Origin of the sequence: Bilophila sp. 4_1_30 (assembly GCF_000224655.1) — a bacterium.
GTDB classification, from domain to species: Bacteria; Desulfobacterota; Desulfovibrionia; order Desulfovibrionales; family Desulfovibrionaceae; genus Bilophila; species Bilophila wadsworthia.
Window position 1 is genome coordinate 661,797 of record NZ_JH114233.1, and the last position, 24,733, is coordinate 686,529.

At 59.7% G+C, this 24,733-nt stretch carries 20 protein-coding genes; 9 read left to right on the plus strand and 11 right to left on the minus strand.

The window, feature by feature from the left end:
* Positions 1–203: 203 nt before the first annotated feature.
* The 11 genes from HMPREF0178_RS14830 to HMPREF0178_RS14880 form a co-directional block, all read right to left on the minus strand.
* Positions 204–503: a hypothetical protein gene (locus HMPREF0178_RS14830; protein ID WP_009368843.1), complete on the minus strand. Its 300-nt coding sequence runs from the start codon at positions 501–503 to the stop codon at positions 204–206.
* Between the two features lie 6 nt (positions 504–509).
* Entirely contained in the window at positions 510–1,688 is a 1,179-nt protein-coding gene (locus tag HMPREF0178_RS14835) for an acetyl-CoA C-acetyltransferase (protein ID WP_009368844.1), read from the minus strand.
* Between the two features lie 88 nt (positions 1,689–1,776).
* On the minus strand, positions 1,777–2,625 hold the full coding sequence (locus HMPREF0178_RS14840) for a 3-hydroxybutyryl-CoA dehydrogenase (RefSeq protein ID WP_369737457.1): 849 nt from the start codon (positions 2,623–2,625) through the stop codon (positions 1,777–1,779).
* Between the two features lie 43 nt (positions 2,626–2,668).
* Positions 2,669–3,784 carry an acyl-CoA dehydrogenase family protein gene (locus tag HMPREF0178_RS14845; protein WP_009368846.1) on the minus strand — a complete coding sequence of 372 codons (1,116 nt, stop codon included), beginning with the start codon at positions 3,782–3,784 and terminating at the stop codon, positions 2,669–2,671.
* Between the two features lie 37 nt (positions 3,785–3,821).
* Positions 3,822–4,583 carry an enoyl-CoA hydratase-related protein gene (locus tag HMPREF0178_RS14850; RefSeq protein WP_009368847.1) on the minus strand — a complete coding sequence of 254 codons (762 nt, stop codon included), beginning with the start codon at positions 4,581–4,583 and terminating at the stop codon, positions 3,822–3,824.
* A 67-nt stretch (positions 4,584–4,650) separates the two neighbouring features.
* The gene (locus HMPREF0178_RS14855; RefSeq protein ID WP_009368848.1) at positions 4,651–6,111 is read right to left on the minus strand and encodes a 4-hydroxyphenylacetate 3-hydroxylase family protein; all 1,461 of its coding nucleotides are present in this window, start codon (positions 6,109–6,111) and stop codon (positions 4,651–4,653) included.
* 95 nt (positions 6,112–6,206) lie between these two features.
* Complete coding sequence (locus HMPREF0178_RS14860) at positions 6,207–6,962, minus strand: SDR family NAD(P)-dependent oxidoreductase (RefSeq protein ID WP_009368849.1); 756 nt, start codon at positions 6,960–6,962, stop codon at positions 6,207–6,209.
* Between the two features lie 108 nt (positions 6,963–7,070).
* A complete protein-coding gene (locus tag HMPREF0178_RS14865; RefSeq protein ID WP_009368850.1) occupies positions 7,071–7,925 on the minus strand; it encodes an NAD(P)-dependent oxidoreductase in 855 nt (284 codons plus the stop codon).
* A 44-nt stretch (positions 7,926–7,969) separates the two neighbouring features.
* Positions 7,970–8,839 carry an NAD(P)-dependent oxidoreductase gene (locus tag HMPREF0178_RS14870; protein WP_009368851.1) on the minus strand — a complete coding sequence of 290 codons (870 nt, stop codon included), beginning with the start codon at positions 8,837–8,839 and terminating at the stop codon, positions 7,970–7,972.
* 13 nt (positions 8,840–8,852) lie between these two features.
* The gene (locus HMPREF0178_RS14875; RefSeq protein ID WP_009368852.1) at positions 8,853–10,010 is read right to left on the minus strand and encodes a UxaA family hydrolase; all 1,158 of its coding nucleotides are present in this window, start codon (positions 10,008–10,010) and stop codon (positions 8,853–8,855) included.
* A gap of 11 nt (positions 10,011–10,021) precedes the next feature.
* Positions 10,022–10,297: a UxaA family hydrolase gene (locus HMPREF0178_RS14880; protein WP_009368853.1), complete on the minus strand. Its 276-nt coding sequence runs from the start codon at positions 10,295–10,297 to the stop codon at positions 10,022–10,024.
* 970 nt (positions 10,298–11,267) lie between these two features.
* On the opposite strand from HMPREF0178_RS14880, the gene HMPREF0178_RS14885 reads away from it, so the two are divergent.
* From HMPREF0178_RS14885 to HMPREF0178_RS14925, 9 genes are all read left to right on the plus strand, one after another.
* Positions 11,268–12,308 carry an aldose epimerase family protein gene (locus HMPREF0178_RS14885; protein WP_009368855.1) on the plus strand — a complete coding sequence of 347 codons (1,041 nt, stop codon included), beginning with the start codon at positions 11,268–11,270 and terminating at the stop codon, positions 12,306–12,308.
* 95 nt (positions 12,309–12,403) lie between these two features.
* Positions 12,404–13,072, plus strand: coding sequence for a cyclase family protein (locus HMPREF0178_RS14890; RefSeq protein ID WP_009368856.1), 669 nt, complete (start codon positions 12,404–12,406; stop codon positions 13,070–13,072).
* Positions 13,073–13,162: 90 nt separating this feature from the next.
* Positions 13,163–13,645, plus strand: a complete 483-nt coding sequence (locus HMPREF0178_RS14895) for a TRAP transporter small permease (protein ID WP_005024015.1) — start codon at positions 13,163–13,165, stop codon at positions 13,643–13,645.
* Between the two features lie 24 nt (positions 13,646–13,669).
* Positions 13,670–14,941, plus strand: a complete 1,272-nt coding sequence (locus tag HMPREF0178_RS14900; RefSeq protein WP_009368857.1) for a TRAP transporter large permease — start codon at positions 13,670–13,672, stop codon at positions 14,939–14,941.
* Positions 14,942–14,989: 48 nt separating this feature from the next.
* The gene (locus HMPREF0178_RS14905; protein WP_009368858.1) at positions 14,990–16,000 is read left to right on the plus strand and encodes a TRAP transporter substrate-binding protein; all 1,011 of its coding nucleotides are present in this window, start codon (positions 14,990–14,992) and stop codon (positions 15,998–16,000) included.
* Between the two features lie 148 nt (positions 16,001–16,148).
* Positions 16,149–18,101, plus strand: a complete 1,953-nt coding sequence (locus HMPREF0178_RS14910) for a sigma-54-dependent Fis family transcriptional regulator (protein ID WP_009368859.1) — start codon at positions 16,149–16,151, stop codon at positions 18,099–18,101.
* A gap of 84 nt (positions 18,102–18,185) precedes the next feature.
* Positions 18,186–21,707, plus strand: a complete 3,522-nt coding sequence (gene nifJ / locus HMPREF0178_RS14915; protein ID WP_009368860.1) for a pyruvate:ferredoxin (flavodoxin) oxidoreductase — start codon at positions 18,186–18,188, stop codon at positions 21,705–21,707.
* A gap of 101 nt (positions 21,708–21,808) precedes the next feature.
* A complete protein-coding gene (locus tag HMPREF0178_RS14920; RefSeq protein ID WP_009368861.1) occupies positions 21,809–22,039 on the plus strand; it encodes a hypothetical protein in 231 nt (76 codons plus the stop codon).
* Positions 22,040–22,544: 505 nt separating this feature from the next.
* Positions 22,545–24,671, plus strand: coding sequence for a TRAP transporter fused permease subunit (locus tag HMPREF0178_RS14925; protein ID WP_009368863.1), 2,127 nt, complete (start codon positions 22,545–22,547; stop codon positions 24,669–24,671).
* Positions 24,672–24,733 lie beyond the last annotated feature (62 nt).

A 24,733-nucleotide genomic window follows, 5' to 3' on the forward strand; every position in this document is an offset into this window, starting at 1 on the left:
AAGCTGATGGGAACCTCGATCCCATAGGCTTCACGGAAGGAAGCCTATGCTGGAGCAGGAAAAGCAGATCCGCGCCGTCAGGGAAAAGCCGAGGCGGACGCCGCCATGATGTATGGTTCCTTCACGCAGGATGGCGGAAATGCTTATTCAACACGGCAGATGCGGGAGCCGGATGTTCCTTTGTAACAAGCTGATAAACAATGCTATTCGGCCCTCCTGTTCCGCTGGGAGGCCATGTCCAGCAAATATGCGGCCATATCGCAGGGTTCCATGCGCTCCCCATCCATGTACGGGGCATGGAGCATGTGCGTCCCCGGCAGAACGGAAACGCACTGTGCGGGGCAGCCGCATACAGCCACCCGTATATCGGCCCCTGCCTCGTTGTCCGCGAGCACAATGCTCCCATCAAGAGCGCGCATGGCGGACAGCACCCCCCTGAACCACGCCACACGATCGTATCCGGAGCGGCACCCCCCGCAATACTTCACATGGAGGGAAGGCATAGCCCGTCAGCCCCTTTCCACCAGCATGGCGATCCCCTGGCCGCCGCCGATGCACAGCGTTGCCAGTCCCCTGCTCTGCCCCTTCCGCTTCAGCGTATGCAAAAGCGTAACGAGGATACGCGCACCGGAGGCACCAATAGGATGCCCAAGGGCAATGGCACCACCGTTGATATTCACGTTATCAAGGCTGAACCCCAGTTCGCGGCCCACGGCGAGGAACTGGGCGGCAAAGGCTTCGTTGGCTTCGATCTGATCGAGATCGGCCACTGTCCAACCAGCCTTTTCCAAAGCCTTGCGGGTGGCGGGGATGGGGCCAAGGCCCATCACGTCGGGCTCCACACCGGCACTGGCCCAGCCCACGATGCGGGCGAGAGGCGAAAGGCCCCGTTCAGCGGCCAGTTCGGCATCCATGAGCACCAGAGCCGCCGCGCCGTCGTTCACGCCGGAAGCGTTGCCTGCCGTCACCACGCCGTCCTTCTTGAAGGCGGGGCGCAACTTGCCGAGCACTTCCATGGTGGTGCAGGGACGAGGGAACTCGTCGCGAACGAAGTCGAAGGATTTTTTCTTCTGCTCCACGTGTACGGGCACGATCTCTTCGTCGAACACGCCCGCTTCCAGCGCGGCTACGGCCCTCTGCTGGGAAAGCACGGCATGGGCGTCCAGCTCCTCACGGGAAAGATGGTAGCGGGCCGCCACGTTCTCGGCGGTGATGCCCATGTGATAGTCGTTGAAGGCGTCCCAGAGGCCGTCCCTGATCATCTCGTCCACGAGCTTGACATCGCCCATGCGGCTTCCCCAGCGGGCGGAGGGCATGACATAGGAAGCCAGAGACATGTTCTCCATGCCGCCGGCCACCACACAGCGGGCCTCTCCGGCACGGATGGCCAGCGCAGCTTCCGCTACGGCCTTGAGGCCGGAACCGCAGACCTTGTTCACCGTCCACGCCGGGATCTCCACAGGGATACCGGCCTTGACGGCGGCCTGACGTGCGGGGTTCTGGCCCAGCCCCGCTTGAAGGACGTTGCCCATGATGACTTCTTCCACCATGCCGGCATCCACGCCACCCCGGGAAAGGGCTGCGCGGATGACCTCGGCCCCCAGTTCAACGGCAGGGACAGAGGCAAGAGAACCGCCGAAGCTTCCAAGTGCTGTACGGGCTGCGCTTACGATGACCACTTCACACATAATGACTCCTGTCCGGCACAGTGCCGGCTCTCCAAGGGCTTTCGCCCGATGATGCTGCGCTCTTTGCGAACGACATGGTCCCGACGTCTTAGTAGCGGAAGAACCCTTCTCCGCTCTTGCGGCCCAGCCTGCCCGCACGGACCAGCTTGCGAAGCAAGGGGGCGGGACGATACTTGCCCTCGCCCATCTCGTCGCGGAGCAGTTCCATGATGGCGAGGCACACGTCGAGGCCGATGAGGTCGGCCAGAGCCAGCGGGCCCATGGGATGATTGGCTCCGAGCTTCATGGCGGTGTCGATGTCTTCAGCGGAGGCCACGCCTTCCTGCAGCATGAAGACCGCTTCGTTGATCATGGGGATGAGGATGCGGTTGACCACGAATCCGGGGTATTCATTCACGGTGACCGCCGTTTTGCCCAGCCTTTCGGAAAGCGCCTTGGCGGCTTCGTAGGTTTCGTCTGAAGTGGCGGCACCGCGGATGATCTCGATGAGGGCCATGCGGGGCACGGGATTGAAGAAATGCAGGCCCACCACCTTGTCGGGACGGCTCACGGCGGAGGCCACGGCGGTGATGCTCAGGCTGGACGTATTGGTGGCAAGGATGCAGTCGGGGGAAATAATGCCGCTCAACTTCGAGAAAAGGGAACGCTTGACGTCCAATTTCTCCACGGCGGCCTCGATGACCACGTCGGCCTTGGCGGCATCCTGCATGTCCAGCGTGCCGATGATGCGGAGGAGGGCCGCATCACGGTCTCCGGCGGCCATTTTGCCCCGGGCCACGAGCTTGTCCCACGCGTCGGCGATGCCCTCCAGTCCTTTGTCGACAAGTTCTTTTTTTATATCATATAGATATACTGTTAAACCGTGCAGGGCGGCCACCTGAGCGATACCGCCGCCCATGGTCCTTGCACCTATCACAAAAAGGGCCTTCATAACCATCTCCTTTTCGGCATGAAGCCGTTCTTGACCTATCCCGTTTCCATCACCCGAGGATGCCGGACGCGATGATCATACGCTGGACTTCGCTCGTGCCTTCATAGATCTGGGTGATCTTGGCATCACGGTACAAACGCTCCGCAACAGCTCCATGCAGATAGCCGCTGCCGCCGCATATCTGCACGGCTTCCGAAGCGCACCACACGGCCGCTTCCGATGCCATAAGCTTGGCCGCCGAAGCTTCCGCGCGAAACATTTTCCCTCCGTCACACAGGCGGGCCGCATACAGAGTGAGCTGGCGGGCGGCTTCCACCTTCGCCCACATGTCCGCAGCCTTCCAGCGCAGCCCTTGGAAGTGCTCCAGGGTGCGGCCAAACTGCCGACGTTCCTTGAGCCGCGCACGCACCTCGTCAAACGCGGCATCCGCTATGCCCACCGCCTGTGCGGCGATGCCCAGCCGTCCGCCGTCCAGCGTTTCCATGGCGATGCGGAAACCGTCGCCGGGCCTGCCGATGAGACGGTCGGCAGGGATGCAGAGGTTACGAAAAAAGAGTTCACAGGTCTGGGCACCACGGATACCCATCTTGCGCTGAGGGGCGGAGATGAGCAGCCCGGCGTCGTCACTGCACACCACGAAGGCACTCAGACCTTCCGTGCCCTGCCCGCCGGTACGGGCGAAGAGGATGTAGATATCGGCTCTGCCAGCATTGGTGATGAATATCTTGTGGCCATTGATGATGTAGAAGCCGCCGTCCAGCTCCGCCGTGGTGGCGATGCCCCCCACGTCCGACCCGGCCTCGGGTTCCGTGAGCGCAAAGGCCCCCAGCTTGTCGCCGCGAAGCATGGGACGAAGGAACGTTTCCTTCTGCATGGGCGAGCCGAAGGCATGGAGCGGATGGCAGGCAAGGCCCACATGCGTGGCATAGGTGACGCCCACGGAAGGGCAGGCCTTGGAAAGGCGCTCCACACAGCGGACATACGATTCATGGCTGGAACCGCGCCCTCCCAGCTCGGGAGGATAAGGAAGCCCCATGAATCCGGCATCGGCCAAGGCTCGGACAGACTCCCCGCAGAAAAGGCTTTCTTCATCACAGCGCGCGGCCATAGGCCCCACGGTCTTCGTAATGATCTCATCAAGGCGTTGCCAGAGCGTTGCTTCCATTCTGTCCATCCTTCGAGGGTTGCGGAGCAGAGCCCGATCAGCGGCGGCGATTGACGAAGGCGTCCATCCTGTCCTTCTGATCCTTCGTGGAGAAACAGAGGCCGAACGCCTGCGCTTCGTACGAAAGGCCGGATTCGAGGCCGGATTCGAGGCCATGCCGTATGCAGCGTTTGGTCTGCTGGACGGCACAGCGAGCCTGACGGGCGATGCCTTCCGCCAGCGCGGAAACTTCCGCGGCAAGGGCATCGTGGGGGACGATCTTGTCGACGAGGCCGATGCGCAGGGCCTCTGCGGCATCGATCATCTTGCCCGAGAAGAGCAGCAGGGAAGCCGCGCCCCTGCCCACCAGACGGGGCAGGCGCTGGGTACCGCCGAATCCGGCCGTGATGCCGAGGCCGACTTCGGGCTGGCCGAAGCGGGCCTTTTCGGATGCGATGCGGATGTCGCAGGCAAGGGCCAGTTCACAGCCGCCGCCAAGGGCAAAGCCCGGGATCATGGCGATGACGGGCTGGCGCAGGGCCTCTATCTTGGCGAATACCTTTTGTCCAAAGGCACCGAAGGCCATACCTGCTTCCGCTTCCATGGACTGCATCTCCGTGATGTCCGCTCCGGCGGCAAGAGCCTTCTCTCCGGCCCCCTTGACGACGAGGACGCGGATCTCGGCATCGCCGTCGATCTCGGCAAGGGCCTCGTCAAGTTCCTTCAGCACGGCACTGTTCAGCGCGTTCAGCCGATCGGGACGGTTCAGCGTGAGGTAAGCCACACCGTCCTTTTTCTCAAAAAGGATGTTCTCGTACATAACCCCCTTCCCTCGCTTCAAGCAGTGGCCTGCCAAGGCCCCAAAAGCCACGGCAGGCGTTTTCAAATCAGAACAGGCCGTCGGGATCGATGCCGCACAGGCGGCGTGCAAGGGCCTTCTTCGCTTCCATGTTGGCCTGACGGCCGATCATGATGCGCTGGGCCTGCGGCGAACCTGCGCCGTGCATGGATTCGGTGAGGTAGCCCACCGCCACGGAACCGATGGTCATGGCCTCGATGAGGCGGAGGATGCGCTGGCGGTCTTCCACGGAATACCGGGCATCGCCCACCATGAGCTTGCGGCACCATTCGCCCACTTCGTCGGACGTGAAATCGGCATCGGAAGGCATGGTCACCATGAGCCCTCCGGCGATGTCCTGCGCGAGGCGGGCGATCTCGTAAGGCAGACGGGTGACGTTCTGCTTGCACACGTTGGCAAGGAGCATGTCGATCTGATAGTTTCCGGCCCGCGTGGGGGCGCCTTCGCAGGAACAGGCGATGCCGCAGGAGAACAGCGTCTCGTTCAGATGGATCATCTCGATGATCTTGTCCTTGATGTGGGACGCCTTGGCACAGCCGTTGCATTCGGCCGCCGTCTGGGAAGCGCCGATGAGCACGTCGCCGTTTCCGACCTTGCAGCCGCCGTAGGACTGGCGGTGATAACCGGCGAAGCGTTCCACCAACATGCCGGTAAAGTCGATCTCGCCCAGCATGTACACGTTCTTATAGGGAATGAAGGTGTCTTCAAAAATGATGATGACTTCCTGCCCGCCGTAATTCGCGTTGCCTACGTCCACCTTGCTGGCTTCCAGCTTGCGGGTGTCACTGGCCTGACGACCATAGATGTAAAGGATGCTGGGGTCATCGGCGGGGACGGAGAAGGCCACGGCATAGTCCCGGTCTTCCGCGCGCATGGTCTGCGTGGGCATGACGAGGATCTGATGGGAGTTGAGGGCGCCGGTCTGGTGCATCTTGGCGCCGCGCACCACGATGCCGTCCTCGCGGCGTTCCACCACGCGCAGGAACATGTCGGGATTCTTCTGGGCGTGGGGCGCGAGGCCACGGTTGCCCTTGGGGTCGGTCATGGCACCGTCCACAGTCCAGTCCTTTTCCTGCCATTCTTTGACGAATTCCACGAAACGCCGGTGGTATTCGGTGCCGTGGCAGGCATCGATCTCGTAGGTAGTGCTGAACACGGCGTTGAGGGCGTCCATGCCCACGCAGCGCTGGAAGCAGGCACCGGTCATGCTCCCGCAAAGCCGCTGCATCTTCACCTTGTTCACCAGATCGGCCGTGGACTGGTGCAGATGGCAGAAGCGGTTCACGGGCTTGCCGGTGAAGCTGGAGGCGGTCACCATCAACTCGCGGTATTCAGGCATCTCGGCCAGCTTGTAGGTCATGGCGCAGCAGTTGATGGAAGGACGGATCAAGGGGTGGCCGACGCAATCCTCGATCTTCTCGCCAAAGGCATAAACTCTGCGGGGGCGCAGATCACGGAGGGACTGGATGTACTCCTCGGCGGTCATCATAACGCATATCCTGATGGTCTTCGCGACCGCTTTCGGAACAGCGGCGGCAGGTCTATAAAAACGGGCTCCCGCGAAAGGAGCCCGCATACGCTCAGTCAGCTCTTATGGCAGAAGCCCCAGCCACCGTCGGACTGGCACATGGGCATGAGCTCCATGTCGCACACGTCCATGTGGGCGGGCAGATTCACAGACCACCACACGGATTCGGCGATGTTTTCAGGGGTCAGGGGATCCAGGTTTTCGTAAGCGGCTTCCGAAGTCTTCAGGTCACCCTTGAAACGCACGGCCAGAAATTCAGTGTGCAGATGACCGGGCTTGATGTTGGTCACGCGGACGGGAGTACCCAGAAGGTCGCAGCGGAGCATCCTGCTAAAATGGTTCACGAAAGCCTTGGTAGCACCGTACACGTTGCCGCACTTGAAGGCGCGGTTGCCGGCGACGGAGCCGATGTTGACGATGTGACCGGTACCGCGTTCGATCATACCGGGCAGAACGCAGCGGGTGCAGTACAGCAGGCCGTTGATGTTGGTGGCGATCATTTCGTCCCAGTCGTCCATGTTGCCCGACTGGGCGGGATTCTGGCCGATGGAACTGCCGGCGTTGTTCAGCAGCACGTCGATGTCCTTGAACCCTTCGGGAAGGTTGGCGAACATTTCCACCACGACATCACGCTTGGCGACGTCGAAACAGAGGGGGAGGAAATCTCCGCCCAGTTCAGCGGCGAGTTCGTCGAGGCGGGACTGACGGCGACCGGTACCGATGACCTTCCAGCCTTCCTTGATGAAGCGGCGGGCGGTTTCGCGGCCAACACCGGAGGTAACACCAGTGATAAAGATGATTTTCTTGGACATGTCTGACTCCTCAGAAAGATTAGAAGTGAGTATGCTGCAACATTGAGGAGGGGGCCCGAAAACCGCTCCGGGCGGCAGCGGCTTCCGGGGATGGGGGAAGGGCATTGCTTACAGCATCTTGAAGGTCGCGGTGAAATTTTCTTCGCCGTACTTTTCAGCGGTGGCCGCAAACACTTCGCGGGCGCGGGACATCATGGGCACACGCTGTCCGAGGGATTCGCACATCTCGATGCCCAGGCGCACGTCCTTGAAGGCAAGATTCACAGTAAACACCGGATGCTCGAAGTCTTCGTCGAAGGTGCCGGAAGCGGTGTTCTTGAACTGGAAGGAGAAGGCGCCGGAGTTGGAGATCTGTTCGATGAACTGTTCCTTGGGGATGTTGGTAAGCTTGGCAAGCTTGATGCTTTCGGAACAGACGGCGTTGATGCTCATGCCCATGAGGTTCTGGATGAGCTTCAGAGCGCAGCCGGCCTTCACATCGCCGATGTAGGCGGGCTTGCCCATCTTCTTGAGCAGGCATTCCTCATACTTGTCGTAGGTGGCCTTGTCGCCGCCGCCGAACAGGGGGCAGGTGCCGTCCGCGGCAAAGGCGGGGCCCTTGCCCATGGGGATGACGAGGTACTTCTTGCCCCGCTTGGCGGCTTCGGCTTCGAGCATCACCACCGTTTCGATGTCCAAGGTGGACAGGTCGAAATGCACGCCGCCTTCGGGGAGGTTTTCAAACACGCCGTCGGGCCCGAGCAGAACGCCCTTGGCGTCTTTGGGCATAGGCACACAGGTGATGCACACTTCAACCTGGGCAGCCAGTTCCTTCACGGTAGCGGCGGAAGAGGCACCCATATCCACGAACTTCTGAACGTTGGCGGGGTTGATGTCGTACACCACCACATCGATGCCGTTCTTGACGATGTTGGAACAGATGCCGGCACCCATCTTGCCGAGACCGATAAAACCAACTTTCATGACAAACTCCTAGTCAATTACATGGTTCCGCAGCAGTCGCGTCGTCATTTTTCAGCATCCATAAGAAGGCGGTACACAGAGATGTAGTCTTCCTCTCCGTAACCGGCTTCCGATGCGGCCTTATAACGATCCCTCAGCATGGCGAAGGCGGGGCAGGAAACTCCCGCCTCTTCCGCCATCTCCACGCCGAACTTCATATCTTTCCAGGCGTTGTCGAGCGTGCCGCGCATGGGCAGGAAGGCTTCATTGAACAGCTTATGCCCCGAGTTCCGCATCTGGTAGGACCACGCACCAGTGGACTTTGCCCCATTGAGGAAGGCCTCTTCGGAGAGGCCCATCCTCTTCGCGAGGAACACGCCTTCGGTAAGGATGACGTTGTTGGAAAGCCCGATGAGGTTGGTGATGAGCTTGAAGGCGCAGGCCGCCTTCACGTCGCCGAGGTAGAACACTTCGCCCATCTCGGAGAGGAACGCCTTATCCCGCTCATACACATCCTTTGAGCCGCCGAAGAACAAGGGGGACTCGCCGGCCTCGGCCGCTTCGGGCCCCTTGCCCATAGGCATGTACACGTAGCGGACGCCGCGCCTCTCGGCTTCCGCCTCCAGAGCGAGGACGGACTTGATGTCCCACGTGCCCATATCGTAAAAGGCCATGCCCTTCCCCATGCAGGAGAGCACGCCGTTTGCGCCGCCCGCCACGGCCTTGAGTGCAGCCACGGAAGACAGGCAGCTCATCACCACGCCGGCGCCGCGGGCAGCCTCCTGAGGCGTGGCAAAGGCTTCCGCGCCCCATCCGGCGACCTTGGCCGCCTTTTCAGGGCTGCGGTTCCATACCTGCAGGGCATATCCCTTGTTCAGCAGGTTGCGGCACACGCCGCTCCCCATGCTTCCAAGCCCCAGAAAACAGACCTTCATGGCATCCTCTGGCTTACAGGGTTCTCAAAAGGCGGCTGGCGGCCGTTTCGATCTCGCCCAGCATGTCGGAGCTGGTCATGGCGCCCCAGCACACGTCCACCAGCTTGTCCTGCACGATATCGGTGGCCTGATCGAGGGTGAGCCCCTGATTGATGACACCGGACACGTCGACGTCAATATTGTCGCGCATGGACTTCACGGTCATGGGATTGCCGGAAATCTTGATGACGGGGGCCACGGGATGGCCGATGCAGTTGCCCTTGCCGGTGGAGAAGATGACGGCGTGGCAGCCGCCCGACACGATGGCGGTGAGGTTCTCCACGCCGGGGGCGGGAGCGTCCATGATGACGAAGCCTTTCTTCGTGGGACGTTCGCCCTCTTCGAGGACTTCGACCAGAGGCTTGGTTCCACCCTTCTTGATAGCACCGAGAGCCTTTTCCTCAATGGTGGTCAGGCCGCCGGCAATGTTGTCGGGAGCGGGGTTGGCACCCATGATGTCGAGATTGTGCTCAGCGGCATAGTCGAGGGTGCGCTGGATGATGCCCTTCACCTTGGCGGCCACTTCGGGGGTGACGGCACGGCGGCCGAGCATCTCCTCGCCGCCCAGCAGTTCCAGCGTTTCCGACATGATGACGGTGCCTCCGGCGTCGATGACGCGGTCGGCCAGACGTCCGGTCACCGGATTGGAGACGATGCCGGAAGAACCATCGGAACCGCCGCATTCCACGCCGAGGACGAATTCGCTCCAAGGCATGGGTTCGGGGCGCAGGCGGCCCGCATCGTGAAGCATCTGGATGGCGGCCTGAGCGGCGCGGTACGCCACTTCCACGGTGCCGCCCTGATCTTCGATGGAAAAGCCCACCACAGGCTTGCCGCCCTTCGCGATCTCGCCGGTGATGTATTCGGCGGTCTGATCTTCCAAAGCCACGACGATGACGCCGTACACGTTGGGATGCAGAGCGGTATTGATGGAGAGGAGGTTGTGCAGGGCAAGGTCTTCGTTCATTTCGCCGCGGCCGAACCCGGGGCAGAAAGGCACGCACCCCTTCACCAGAGAGCATATGCGCCGCACCGTAGGATTGGCGTTGTCCATCGTAGCGATGACAGCGATATGGTTGCGGATGCCGAAACGGCCATCGGGACGCCTGTAACCCATGATTTCTGGCAGCATGACAGCGTTCCTTATTCTTTTACAGTGTGGCGACCGCTGATGACGTTATGCACGTGAACGTGTTCACCGGGGGCGATATCGGCGGTCGCTATCCCCACAGGCTCTCCATATTTAACGATCTGACCACCCTTGGGGATAGCCTTGATGGCGACCTTATGGGCAAAGGGGAGTTCGTTTTTGGCACAGACCGTCTTGCCTCCCACCGTAAATTCGCTTCCCACAGCCAAGGAAGGGGCCATGACAATGGCGATGTTATCTTTGGCGTGCATCATAATAACGTGTTCCATTAGGCAACCTTTTCGTTAAGTGTATGCGGATCGGTTTTTCGATTTCTCTTTTCCAGCACTTTGTGCAAAAGGTTTGCCAAAATCCCCTTTCTGCCGAAAAACCTTCAGTCAGGCCTCGCCAATCCTCTGGAAAAGTCGCAAGCATCACTGTTCGCCCCGCCGAAAGCCCTGCGTAGGCATCTTTCATTTCAGTTCGATGCATTTCATTTTGAACCATTTCATTTTGAGATAATGAAAGAACCAGCCTTCCAAAAGGCTTCTCCCGGCACCCCAAAAAACGCTATCCATATCTTTCCTTTTTTAAAAAAAGCTTTCTGTATATATAACACCAGATAGTTCCATTGTTTTTTTATTCCGAATCTGTCACAGTAAGCGATTGGAATTTCATTTTATGAAATTTCATATGTATAGTACAAAGTCCATCCCTTTGCTGAGGTGGTCGACCAACAAAAAGAATTAAAAAACATTATATATTTGCCATTCTGTAAAACCGTATCAGTCTCATTCTATGGCAGAGCCTTTATTCTTTATGGTTCATTGCATCTTTTGGCACTATGAATCGATGATTCAACATCGATATGAACACCTTATTTATTATCGTGTTCTAAAATCATATTGCTTCTTGATAAAAAATTTCCTTTTATATGCAAAAAAAACATATCGTGTAACCTTGAAACGTGTAGCAGGCAAACCGCTTTCCACCCCTATTATTTTTGATATTTTCAATTTTGAATATTTTATTTTGAAATCACAAACCATTCCTCCGCCTGAAATCCTTCCCGATCGCATATCCGAACCACTTCAAAAGCCCTGCCTTCTCACGATACCACGTGCAAGGCCCTTCCTCTGCGGCCATACTCCGGGCCTGCGCCCGTTGACACAGAATTTGCAAGAAGAAAAACACAAGCGGCGTTCCGACTGTCGAACCAGACCTTTCCTCGTCCCGAACATACGAACTCTGGAGGTTGTCATGCAGCGAGTTGAAAGAAGCGTTTTTGGTGAACTCAACGGTAAACCGATCCACCTGTTCCGTCTGGCCAACGCCAACGGCATGATGGCCGAGCTCCTCGAATTCGGCGGCCGCATCAAGGCCCTGTGCATCCCCGACGGCCAGGGCGGCCTGGACAACATGAGCGTGGGGTACGACACCTTCGAGCCCTACCATGCCCGCTTCAATCCCTGGCTCGGCGCCCTCCTCGGCCGCACCGCCAGCCGCGTCACCGGCGCGCAATTCCAGATCGACGGCAAGACCTATAATCTGTCCGCCAACGGCCCCGCCGGCAGCAACATGCACGGCGGCTTCGTGGGCTTCGACAGCCGTGTGTGGGCCGGCGAAGCCGACAGCGACGCCAACGGTGCCACGCTGAAGCTCACGTATCTCTCGCCCGATGGTGAAGAAGGCTATCCCGGTAACGCTTCCGTGACCGTCACCTACCGCCTCGACGACGACAACCGCTTCCACATGAACTGGGAAGCCACCACCGACGCCACCACCATCATCGACATGTCCTCTCACGTGTATCTGAACCTCAACGGCTTCAAGAACCGTGACATCATGAACGAGTACCTAAAGGTCAACGCATCGTATTATCTGGAAAAAGATGCCACAGGCACCCCCACCGGCAACTTCATCCCCGTGGAAGGCTCCGTGTTCGACCTGCGTACCCCCAAGCTGATGGAAGAACTCTCTCAGGGCGCTGTGTACAATCCCATCATGGCTCTGGACGGCGAAGGCGGCACCCTGCGCGAAGTGGCCGAAGTGAGCATCCCGGAACAGGGCCGCTCCTACACCCTGCACACCACGGCCCGCGCACTGCAGGTGTACAACGCCTATAATATGGCCTCGTTCTATACTTCCCGCGGGCTGGAATCCCCCTTCGCCCCGGCCCCCGGCCTTGCCATCGAACCGCAGAATTATCCCAACGCCATCAACATCCCCTCCATGCCGTCGCCCATCCTTCGTCCCGGCGAAATATACAGCGCGCGGCAGTTCTTTGCCTTCAAATGGTAAGCAGTTAGCATGAAAGGATGGAAGCTTTGAAGAGCTTCCATCCTTTCATGCTTTTGCCGGTCATCAATGCAGCACCATCCTGCCAGGAGGCTCCCATGACCACCCGGAACATCATCGATCTCAGCCAGCCCATCACCCCGGCATCGCCTGCCCCTTGCGATCTGCCTGTGGAATTCCGCACGGTGGCCAGCCACAGTCCCGATTCCCCCTATCAGATGATGTGGTTCGGCATGACCGATCACACGGGCACGCACATCGATGCGCCTCTGCATTTCGTCCCCGGCGGGAAGCCCATCGATGAAGCAGATCTCTCTGCCCTGTATTCCATGCCCGGCGTCTTCCTCGACTTCACCGCCGTATCCTGCTTCCACAAGATCGATGCGGGCGACGTGGAACGCGAGCTGAAGCAATACGGTTCCATCCCGGAAGACGCCTTCATCATGCTCCACACCGGAACGGGTTGGTATTCCAATACGCAGGAATATTTCAATTCCCCGTTCATCACCCCTGCCGCTGCGGAACGCATCATCCGGCTCCGTCCGGTGGCTGTGGGCGTCAACGGCCCCACCGTGGACGACCGCAGGGGGGAAGGGCGCCCGATCCACTGCGCCTTTCTTTCCCATGGCGTGCATATCATCGAAGGCATCGTGCATTCCGAACTTCTGGCAGGAAAACGATTCCACTGTACGGCTCTGCCCTTGAAGCTCGCCGGCTTCACGGGTTCCCCGATACGCCTCGTGGCGGTTCTGGAAGGACCTGCCTGATCAGGTATTCGACTGCCCCTGCGGATGCCCATACACGGAAGACTGAATAAAAAAGCCCTCATGACAGAGGGCATACCAACAGGAGGTTCCATGAAGCCGGATTCCCCTTTCCGCAAAGCAATCAACGCCATCGAAGTCTGGGTCAGCGTCTTCGCCATGCTGCTCCTGATCCTCGTCGTCTCCATTCAGGTGTTCTGCCGCTACGTGCTCCAGGACTCCCTCGCCTGGACGGAAGAGCTGGCCCGTTACCTCGTCATCTGGAGCGTGCTTTTCGGATGCAGTTTCGCCATGCGCACCGACTCCCACCTCGAGCTTTCCATCCTTTCCAACTTTTCCGGCCCCCGCATGAAGAAGTACGTCAAGTGCTTCTCCTGCATCGTGTGCCTCGCGTTCAGCATCATCATGGTCTATGCCGGCATGGAGTCCGTCATCAACATCCACTGGAGCGAACAGCTCACCCCCGCCATGCAGCTGCCTGCCTGGATCATCTGGATGGCCATGCCCGCAGGCTTCGGCCTCATGGGTATCCAAGCCATTCTGCGCTGTGTCGATGAGATAGCGAAGAACGTCTAACATAGAATAATAAAAGGAAATAATATGGATCCTGTTCTTCTTACCACATTCGGCACCCTCATCGTCCTGCTCATCTTCACCGTGCCCATCGGCGTTTCCATCGGCACCGCCGTCTTCATGGGCATGATGGTGGGCGGTCTTCCCCCCGTGTTCCTCGCACAGAAAATGTACAGTGCGCTGGACTCCTTCCCCCTGCTGGCCGTCCCCTTCTTCATCGTGGCTGGCGATATCATGCAGAAAGGCACCATCGCCAACTCCCTGCTGGCCGTTTCCCGCTGTCTGGTCGGCCACATCAAGGGGGGCATGGCCCACATCTCCATCCTCACCAGCCTCTTCTACGGCGCGCTGAGCGGCTCCGCCGCCGCCACCGTGGCCGCCGTGGGCGGCATCATGATCCCCGCCATGGAGAAGGAAGGCTACCCCAAGGAGTTCGCCACCGCCGTGAACTCCACCTCCGGCTGTCTCGGCATTATGATCCCGCCGAGCATCCCGCTCATCCTTTTCGGCTCCACTGCGGGCGTTTCCATCAGCGACCTCTTCGTGGCCACCATCGTTCCCGGCATCCTCATGGGCTGCGCCCTCATGCTGGTGAGCTACGTCATCTGCGTGCGCAGGAAGTACGGCAAAACCGTGGCCCGTGCCAAATTCTCGGAAATGCTGAAGGCCCTGTACGAAGCCAAGTGGGCCATCATGGTGCCCGTCATCGTTCTTGGCGGCATCTACGGCGGCATCACCACCCCCACCGAAGCCGGCGCCATCGCCGTGGTCTACGCCCTGTTCGTGGAAGTGTTCATCACCCGTTCCATGACAAGGAAGCTGTTCTTCGAGATCATCAAGAGCTCCGTACGCATCAACGCCGCTATCTTCCTCGTGGTGGCCTCCGCCACGGCACTCGGCCAGATCATGATGTACTACAACCTTTCCGCCGCCGTGCTCGATACCATCATGAGCATCTCCACGAGCAAGGTCGTCATCATGGCGCTCATCCTCATCGTGCTGCTCATTCTGGGCACCTTCCTCGAAGCTGCCGCCATCATCATGATCGTCACTCCGCTTCTGCTGCCCGTTATCAATGCCATTGGCGTGGATCCCGTACACTTCGGCATCATCATGCTCACCAGCTTCGCCGTAGGGGGGCAGACTCCCCCTGTGGGCATGACGCTCTTCGTGGGTGCTTCCATCGCCAAGATCAGCATCGAACGCCTCAGCATCGCGAGCATCCCCTACATTCTCACACTCGTGGTCATGCTGTTCATCATCGCTTTTGTCCCGCAGCTCTCGCTCTGTCTCATCTAAGTCCTTAACGTTGGGAAACCATTCTCACAAACTGTCTGGAGGATCTCTATGAAACTGTTCAAGGCCATGCTCTGCTCCGTCGCCGCTCTGAGCCTTCTGCTCCCCGCCGCCCACGCACAGGCTGCTCCCACCGTGGTGAAGATCGCCCTCACCCAGCCCACGGGCCACCCCACCACCGACCTCATCCGCGGCCAGTTCAAAAAGACCATTGAAGAAAAGACCAATGGCCGCTTCCGTATCGACGTGTTCGACAACTACTCCTTCGGCAACTTTGAAGCCGTGGTACAGGGCCTGCAGTTCGGCATGTTGCAGTTCGCTCAGGAATCTCCTTCCAACCTGTCCATCTACGATCCCAAACTGATGATCTTCGACCTTCCCTACCTCATGCCCGACTACGACGCCGTCAATATTCTGCTCGACGGCAAGGTTGGGAAGGAACTGAGCCGTTCCCTCGAAAAGATCGGCATCAAGGGCATGGGCTGGATCGCCCTCGGCACCCGTTTCTACTGGATGAACAAGCCATTCCACACCATGGCTGAAGCCAAGTCCATGAAGATCCGCGCCACCGCTTCCAAGGTTCATATCAGTATGACCAAGGCCTTCGGCATGAACCCCACCCCCATGGCCTGGAGCGAAACCTTCACCGCTCTCCAGCAGGGCACCGTGGCCGGCGTGGACGTTGACATCCACTCCGCCGTTTCCGCCAACCTGCACGAAGTCGCCCCCCATCTCGTGCTCTCCGGCCACTTCTATACCCCCCATCTGTTCATGGCTTCCGCCAAGTTCATGGACTCCCTGTCTCCTGAAGACCGTAAGATTTTTGAAGAAACATTCGCTGAAGTCCAGAAGATCCAGCGTAGTGCCATCCACACCGGAGAACAGAAGCTCATCGAAAAGCTGCGCGCTCAGGGCGTGGACGTAATCGAGTTCTCCCCCGAAGCACGCGCTGAATTCATGAACGCCGGCAAGGCCATCTGGAAGGACTTCGATAAGCAGGTTCCCCCGTCCCTCATCCAGCAGGTTCTCGACGGCTACAAGGCCGCTGGTAAGAACTACTAAACCATATAAAAGCTATCCGGCGAGGAGAAGCTCCGTTAGGGAGCTTCTCCTCCTTTGTCGTTTCTGCTTAGGCAGTTGAAAAGTTAGCGTGTTCAGGTATCCTGCATCCATTCACCAACTGCTCCCTCATCCCTGCCGAGTGCCCCCTATGCCTAAGCATCCCTTCATCTGTGCCATCGTTTCCGACAACAGTGCGGCAGAGCAGATAGAGCTCTGCCAGCACTCCATATCCTCGCCTGTCCGAATCATCACTACGGAATCCAGCAAATGCATAGTAGCCACGAAGCGGGTCATCGAGGAAGGTGCCGCCGTCATCGTCAGCCGCGGCAGCGTGTGGAGCACGATAAAAAAGGCTTTTCCCCTCGTACCCACGCTACAGACACCCATAACATGCTGTGATGCCATTGAATTTCTTACCAAAGCGAAGCAGTACGACACGAACATCGGCGTGGTTTCCTTTCCTTCCCATATCGCCAAGATGGTCACGGTGGCCCCACACCTCGGGGTGAGCCTCACCGTCCATCAGGTCAACAACCCCGACGATATCGAAAAAGGCTGTTACGAGATGAGGGACAAGGGGATGAAGGTGCTCGTTGGCGGCGGTCACGCTGTGCAGTGGGCACAGAAACTGGGACTGCATGGCGTACTGCATACGGTTTCCGCGGACGGCGTGATACAGGTGCTGAACGAAGCCGACCGCATACTCAACGCCATCATCAGCGAACGCTCCAAGGACGCCCGCGTGCGTACCATGCTCAACGCCCTGAAAGACGGCGCCATCTCGCTGAACGAACAGGGCAAGGTGCTGGAATACAATCTGCCTGCCCAAAAGATGTTCGCCAACGGCGAATCCACCATGAAAAGCATCCGCACCTTTTTGCAGGATACGGGCATCATTGAGGCGGTGCAGCAGCAGCTCACGTGGTCGGGAGAAAGCAAGAAGTACGAAAAAAAGCAGTATCTCTGCAATATCATCCCCGCCTACAGCAACGATATCTACTGCGGAGCCAGCGTGATCATCCAGGATGCCAGCCATATCCAGAGCCTCGAACACAAGATGCGCCGGGAACTGCACGCCAAGGGGCATGTGGCGCGCTATACCCTCAAGGACGTGGTAGGGCATTCCGCGGAGATGCGCAGCCTTGTGGAACACGCGGAGCTTTACGCCAACAGCCCTTCTTCCATCTTCATCTACGGGGAATCCGGAACCGGCAAGGAGATCTTCGCGCAGGGCATACATATGGCAAGCCCGTTCAGGAACGGCCCCTTCGTGGGCATCAACTGTACGGCCCTGCCTGAATCCCTTCTGGAAAGCGAGCTTTTCGGCTATGCCGAAGGTGCCTTCACCGGCGCGAAAAAAGGCGGCAAAGTGGGCCTTTTCGAAATGGCGCACAACGGCACCCTCTTCCTCGACGAAATCGGCGAGATCCCCACCTCGGTGCAGGCCAAGCTTCTGCGCGTGCTCGAGGAAAAAATCGTCATGCGCATCGGTCAGGAACGCTATATCCCCATCAACGTGCGCATCGTGTGCGCTACAAACAAGGATTTGGCGGAATTGGTGCGATGCGGCAAGTTCAGGGAAGACCTTTTCTACCGCCTGAACGTGCTCCGGCTCAACCTCCCTCCCTTGCGGAAACACCCGGAGGATATCGAGGAACTCGTCGACAGCTTCCTCAGCTGGCTGCCCCAGTCGCTCTCTCTCCCCCGGCCCCTGATCAGCCCCGAGGCTCTGGCCGTGCTGAAGCGCTATCATTTCCCGGGCAATATCAGGGAACTGCGCAACGTCATAGAAAGGCTGGTGGTGATCGCAAAGGGCAGGGAAATACGGGAAAGCGACATCTCGCGCGTGCTCCTGATGAACGAGGCCCCGTGCGGGAACAGCCACAAGAAGGCCGTGACCGTGCCCCCGTCGCCTTCCGCACCTGCCGATGCGAACAGACGAACCAAGCAGAGTATGCTTCGTGCCCAGATAAACAGCACCATCCTTCAGGTACTGGAGGAAACACAGGGCAACAAGGCGGAAACAGCCCGGCGTCTGGGCATCTCCCCCGCCACGTTATGGAGAAGGCTGAAGGAGATCGCCGCACAAGAGAAGAAATAAGACGGGGCACGTCCTCAAAATTGCGGTTTTGGCATGTTATTCGCATTCAGTCTGTATTATTTCTTCAGATTGGGAGGCTTTTTCATGAGTAACCGCAGGACACAGACTATAGACGGCAACACCGCTGCCGCCTATATCTCCTATCCTTTCACGGAAGTTGCTGCCATTTTTCCCATCACCCCCTCTTCTCCCATGGCGGAACTCACAGATGCGTGGGCGGCTCAGGGCAAGAAAAACCTTTTCGGAGCCCCTGTGCGCGTGGTCGAGATGCAGTCCGAAGGCGGCGCGGCAGGAGCTCTGCACGGCTCCCTGCAAGGCGGCGCCCTCACCACCACCTACACAGCCTCGCAGGGGCTCCTGCTGATGATCCCCAACATGTACAAGATAGCCGGTGAACTCCTGCCCGCAGTCTTCCATGTGAGCGCGCGCTCCCTCGCCTCCAACTCCCTGAGCATCTTCGGCGACCATCAGGACGTGATGGCCACCCGCCAGACCGGCTTCGCCATGCTGGCCTCCAGCTCCGTGCAGGACGTCATGAACCTCGGCGCCGTGGCCCACCTTTCCGCCATTGAGGCGCGCCTGCCCTTCATCCACTTCTTCGACGGGTTCCGTACCTCCCACGAAATCCAGAAGATCGAGCTCCTTGAGCAGGAAGAACTTGCCGACATGCTCGACTGGGAAGCCGTGGAAGCTTTCCGCCACCGCGCCCTGAACCCCGACCATCCTCAGCTGCGCGGCATGACCCACAACCCCGACGTGTTCTTCCAGCTGCGTGAAGCGGTGAACCCCTTCGTGGACGCCCTGCCCGCCATCGTCCGGAAGTACATGGACAAAATCAACGCCATCACCGGCAAGGGCTACGACTTCTTCAACTATTACGGCCATCCCGAAGCGGAACGCCTCATCATCGTCATGGGTTCCGGTGCCTCCGTGGTGGAAGAAACCATCGACGAGCTCATGCGCCGCGGCGAGAAGGTCGGTATGGTCAACGTGCGCCTGTACCGCCCCTTCCTGCCGGAAAAGCTGCTGGAAGCCGTCCCCGCCTCCGTAAAGCGCATCGCCGTGCTCGACCGCACCAAGGAGCCCGGCGCCTGCGACCCCCTGTGCCTCGACGTGCGCAACGCCTATGCCTCCAAAACCGATGCCCCCGCGATATATGCCGGCCGTTACGGACTCGCCTCCAAGGACTTCACTCCCGCCCAGGTCCTTGCTGTCTTCGATAATCTGGCCGCCGGACAGCCCCGCGACAACTTCACCGTGGGCATCATCGACGACGTGACCCACACATCCCTCGAAGTGAAGGACTTCCACGTGGTGGCCGAAGGCCAGACCGCCTGCAAGTTCTGGGGTTTCGGTTCCGACGGTACCGTTGGTGCGAACAAGCTGGCCGTGAAGATCATCGGCGACCATACCGACATGTATTCTCAGGCCTATTTCGCCTACGACTCCCGCAAGTCCGGCGGCGTCACCATATCGCACCTGCGTTTCGGCAGCCAGCCCATCCGCTCTTCCTATCTCATCGACTATGCCGACTTCATCGCCTGCCACAACCAGTCCTATGTGGACAAGTACGACCTTCTGCGGGGCATCAAGGAAGGCGGCGTCTTTCTGCTGAACTGCATGTGGAAGGACGGGGATCTGGAAAAGCATCTGCCCGCTTCCCTGCGCCGCACCATCGCCCGCAAGAAGATCCGCTTCTACACGCTCAACGCCGTGGATATCGCCATGAACCTCGGCCTCGGCGGACGCATCAACATGCTCATGCAGGCCGCCTTCTTCAAGCTGGCCGGCATCATCCCTCTCGATGACGCCGTCGCCTACCTGAACGAAGCCATCGTCAAGACCTACGGCAGGAAGGGCCATAGCGTCGTCGACATGAACCAGGAAGCCGTGCGTCAGGGCATCGCCATGCTGCACGAAGTGGCCGTGCCCGCCGCATGGGCCGACGCCGCGGAAGACGCCCCCGCCGCCTGCGACGAACGCCCCGACTTCGTCCGCAACATCGTGGACGTGATGAACCGTCAGGAAGGCGACGAGCTGCCCGTGAGCGCCTTCCTCGGTTATGAAGACGGCACGTGGCCTGTAGGCATCACGGCCTTTGAAAAGCGCGGTGCCGCCATCATGGTACCCGTGTGGGATGCCGAAAAGTGCATCCAGTGCAACAAGTGCGCCTTCGCCTGCCCTCATGCCGCCATCCGTCCGCGTCTGCTCAGTGCCGAAGAAGCCGTCGCCGCGCCAGCTTCCATCGAGCATCGTCCCTGCCGTATCCAGAAAGGCTTTGAGTTCCACATGGCCATTTCCGTCCTTGACTGCACCGGCTGCGGAGTGTGCGTGGGCCAGTGTCCGGCCAAGGAAAAGGCCCTGACCATGACCAAACTGGAGAACGTGATGCCCGAGGGCGCCCGGAAGTGGGACTACGCCGAAAAGAACATCACCTACAAGAAGCCAGCTCAGGGGAAGCTCAACGTAGCCAACAGCCAGTATCTGCGCCCGCTCAACGAATTCTCCGGAGCCTGCGCCGGCTGCGGCGAAACGCCCTATGCCAAGCTCGTCACCCAACTCTTCGGCGACCGCATGATGCTCTCCAACTCCGCCGGCTGTTCCACGGTGTGGGCAGCCGGTGCTCCCTCCGTGTCCTACACCACCGACGAGAACGGCCACGGCCCGGCGTGGGGCTTCTCACTCTTTGAAGACAACGCCGAATACGGCTTCGGCATGTTCCTCGGCGTAGCGCAGATCCGGGCCACCCTTGCCCTGAAGATGAAGGCTCTACTGGAAGGCGGGGACATCAGCGCCGCTCTCCGTTCCGCTATGGAAAGATGGCTGAGAGACAAGGACCTCGGCGAAGGCACCCGCGAAAGGGCCGCCGCCCTCACCGCCGCCCTCGACGAAGCTCTGGCGGAAAAAGACGACGCCGAACTCAAGGCCCTCCGCGAGAAGAGCGACTTCTTCGTCAAGCGTTCGCACTGGATCTTCGGCGGCGACGGCTGGGCCTACGATATCGGCTACGGCGGGCTCGACCACGTGCTGGCCAGCGGCGAGGACATCAACGTCCTCGTCTTCGACACCGAGGTCTATTCCAACACCGGCGGCCAGTCTTCCAAGGCCACGCCTACCGGTGCGATGGCGCAGTTCGCCGCCAACGGCAAGATGAACCGCAAGAAGGATCTGGGCCTCATGGCCATGAGCTACGGCAACGTGTACGTGGCGCAGATCGCCATGGGCGCCAGTCAGGAACAGACCCTCAAGGCCATCTCCGAAGCGGAAGCCTATCCCGGCCCTTCCCTCATCATCGCCTACTCCCCATGCCTGAACCACGGCATCAAGGGCGGCCTCGGCAACAGCCAGATGCAGGCCAAGCGTGCTGTGGAAGCCGGCTACTGGTCGCTGTACCATTATGATCCCCGCCGTATCGGACAGGGCGAGAATCCGTTCGTGCTTGATTCCAAGGAGCCTTCCAACGACTTCAAGGAATTCCTGCTGTCCGAAGTGCGCTATTCCTCCCTCAAGCGCCAGTTCCCCGAACGTGCGGAGATGCTGTACGAAAAGGCCGAAGCAGATGCTAAAGCCCGCCGCAGCAACTACACGCGTCTCGCCAACAAGTAAGCAGGACGCATAATATCAGGAAGACGCTGGAGGAATTTCTCCGGCGTCTTTTTTCGCCCCAATTCGGAAAGCATTCCGCCAGCGGCGAGGCGCGTTACTCGGTGACCCCATTCAAGGAGGCCGAAACGGATCTCCCGCCGGAGGCATACGCGGCCTTCCGGCGTTGCACCGCCGCCCTTGATCCGCACGCCATTGCTGACGCCTGCCGAAACCTGCTTGAAAAAGCCGTGCACCTCCATCCGCCCCTTCACGACCGTTACGGTATGGAAGGCTTCCACGGGCTGTTGGAAAAACTCCAAACCCACCTTGCCGGGTTCCAGACCCAAGCCTGACGCCCCGACCACCGGGTATGCTTACATTTTTGTGAAACATACCTGCCCGTCTTCCGGCGTGCCCCCTTCACCTTCGAAAAATTGATTGACAACCCAAACAGCTCGCGCGTATCTAACGCGGAGATACAGGAGCTATTCATGAGCATTTCCGCCACGCTGCGCACCCTCTTTTCCGCCGATGCCGAAGGGCATTTCGGTTTCTATTACTTTATGCGGAAAAGCGGCTCGCTCAGCGCCTGACGGTATGGATCAAGCGCAGAAGTGGAGGCCGCGGGCGAACAGTCCGCGGCTTTTTTATTACAAGAACGGAAAATGCCCGCCTCCCTTCCCAAAGGGAAATGGCTTAGGCGAAAATGGCGGAACGTACCGGAGAGCGCTAAACGGCAATGTGGCCGGAGGAACACCCTCCCCAGGACGGCACAAGACCGGAAAACGGATTCGCGGAATCGTAAACAGGGTGAACGCCCCGGCCAGTCACCGGGGCACAGCACAGACGAGGGGGAACATGAACGGCAACGATGCAAAGGAACAGGCCGCCAACGCGGCGCACGTGCACGCCGTGGAGCAGGCCGCGGCGCAAGCGCTGGTAGAGGAAAAAGAAAGCGAATCACGCTTCCGGCATTACGGTAAAGGCCCGTGGGCGGCGGCCATCTCCGCACTGGCGGTGATCTTCTCGCTGTTCCAGATGTACGCGTCCACGTTTTCGGCCTTCGACGCCATGACACTGCGCTCGTGGCACATCATTTTCCTGCTGATGCTCTCCTTCCTCATGTATCCGGCGTGGAAGGGCGAGCGCCGCAGCCGTACCCGCCCCACCCTGTTCGATGCCCTGTGTATTGCTGCTGGGCTGTTCTCGTTTGGCTATCTCATCATCAATTATACGGAAATCACCTTGCGCGGCGGCTATTTCCTGCCCGTCGACTACTTCGTGGCCTCCGTCGGCGTGATCATCTGCTTCGAAATGGCCCGGCGCGTGGTCGGCAGCCTCGCGGCGCTGGCGGGCGTGTTTTTCCTCTACAACTTCGCCGGGGAATGGATTCCCGGCGCGTTCGGGCATACCGGGTTTTCATGGGATCGCGTCGTCGAGCACATGTTCTGGGGCAGCCAAGGGCTCCTCGGCGTGGGCGTCGGCGTGTCCGCCACCTATATTTTTCTGTTCGTGCTCTTCGGGGCTTTCCTGAAATACAGCGGGTTCAGCGATTTCATCAATGATCTCGCGCTGACCCTCGTGGGCCGCACGGCTGGCGGGCCCGCCAAGGTTTCCGTGGTCGCCAGCGCGCTCATGGGTATGATCAACGGCAGCGCCCTCGCCAACGTCGCCACTACGGGGGCGATCACCATCCCGCTCATGAAAAAGACCGGGTACAAGCCCGAATTCGCCGCCGCCGTCGAGGCAGTCGCCTCCACCGGGGGACAGTTCGCACCGCCCATCATGGGCGCGGTGGGCTTCATCATGGCCGAATTCCTCGGCGTCCCGTATACCAAGGTCATGCTCGCGGCGGCGATCCCGGCGTTCCTGTATTATCTCACGCTGCTCATGGCGGTGCACTTCGAGGCCCGCAAGCTCGGCCTCAAGGGGCTTTCCCCCGAGCACATCCCGGCGGCGGGCAAAGTCCTGCGCGAACGCGGGCATCTGTTCATCCCGCTGATCGTGCTGCTCTGGCTGATGTTCGACGGCTACACCCCCCTGTTCGCGGCGGCGGCTTCCATCTTCGCCACCGTCGGGGCTACATGGCTGCCTTTCCTCATCGGATTGCTGCGGACGAAAACAGCCCGCACCTTTGCCTTCGTCCTGCTGCTTGCCGTCCTCGGAGGTCTGGCCCTCTCTGGGCTCCTCAGCCTTGGCGCGGCGATCCTCACGGCTCTGTGCGTGCTCGCTTCCGCGTGGTGTTCCGATCGGTACCGTATGACTCCCCGCGTGGTGATCCAAGCGCTCGACGAAGGCGCGCGCGGCGCGGTGGGCGTGGGTGCGGCCTGTGTGATCATCGGCATCATCATCGGCACGGTATCCCTCACCGGACTCGGCCTGACCTTCGGGTACGAGGTGCTCAAGTACGTGGGTGAAGGCCAGCTCTACCTCGGCGGCCTGTTCGTCATGATCATGAGCACCATCCTCGGCATGGGCGTGCCCGGCGTGGCGGCCTATGTCATCGTGGCGGCCGTGGCGGTCCCGGTGCTCACGGGCGTGGGCGTGATGCCGATGGCGGCGCACATGTTCTGCCTGTTCTACGCCTGCCTCTCCAACATCACGCCGCCGGTCGCCATGTCGTCCTATGTGGCAGCGGGCATTGCGCATTCGGATCAGACCCGCACGTCCCTCATTGCGGTAAAGCTCGGCCTGACCGGATTCATCCTGCCCTTCTTTTTCCTGAACAACCCACTCCTGCTGTACAGCTCGGCCAATCCGGCTCTGGCGACGCTGTGGGCGTTCGCCACAGCCTGTCTCGGGGTGAGCGCGCTGGCCGCCGGGTTGCAGGGCTGGCTGTTCGGGCCCTGTAATTACGTCATGCGCGCCCTGCTGCTTGTGGCGGCCTTTCTCGCCATCGATCCCGGCCTCAAGACTGACCTTGCAGCGCTCGCCCTGTGCGCCGTGGCAGGTGTGTGGAGTTGGAAGGCGAGAGGGAATGTGTAAGAATTATTGGGAATTGGAGGGGGAAGGAGGCCCTTTTCTGGAGAAAGGGTCCTCCTTCCCCT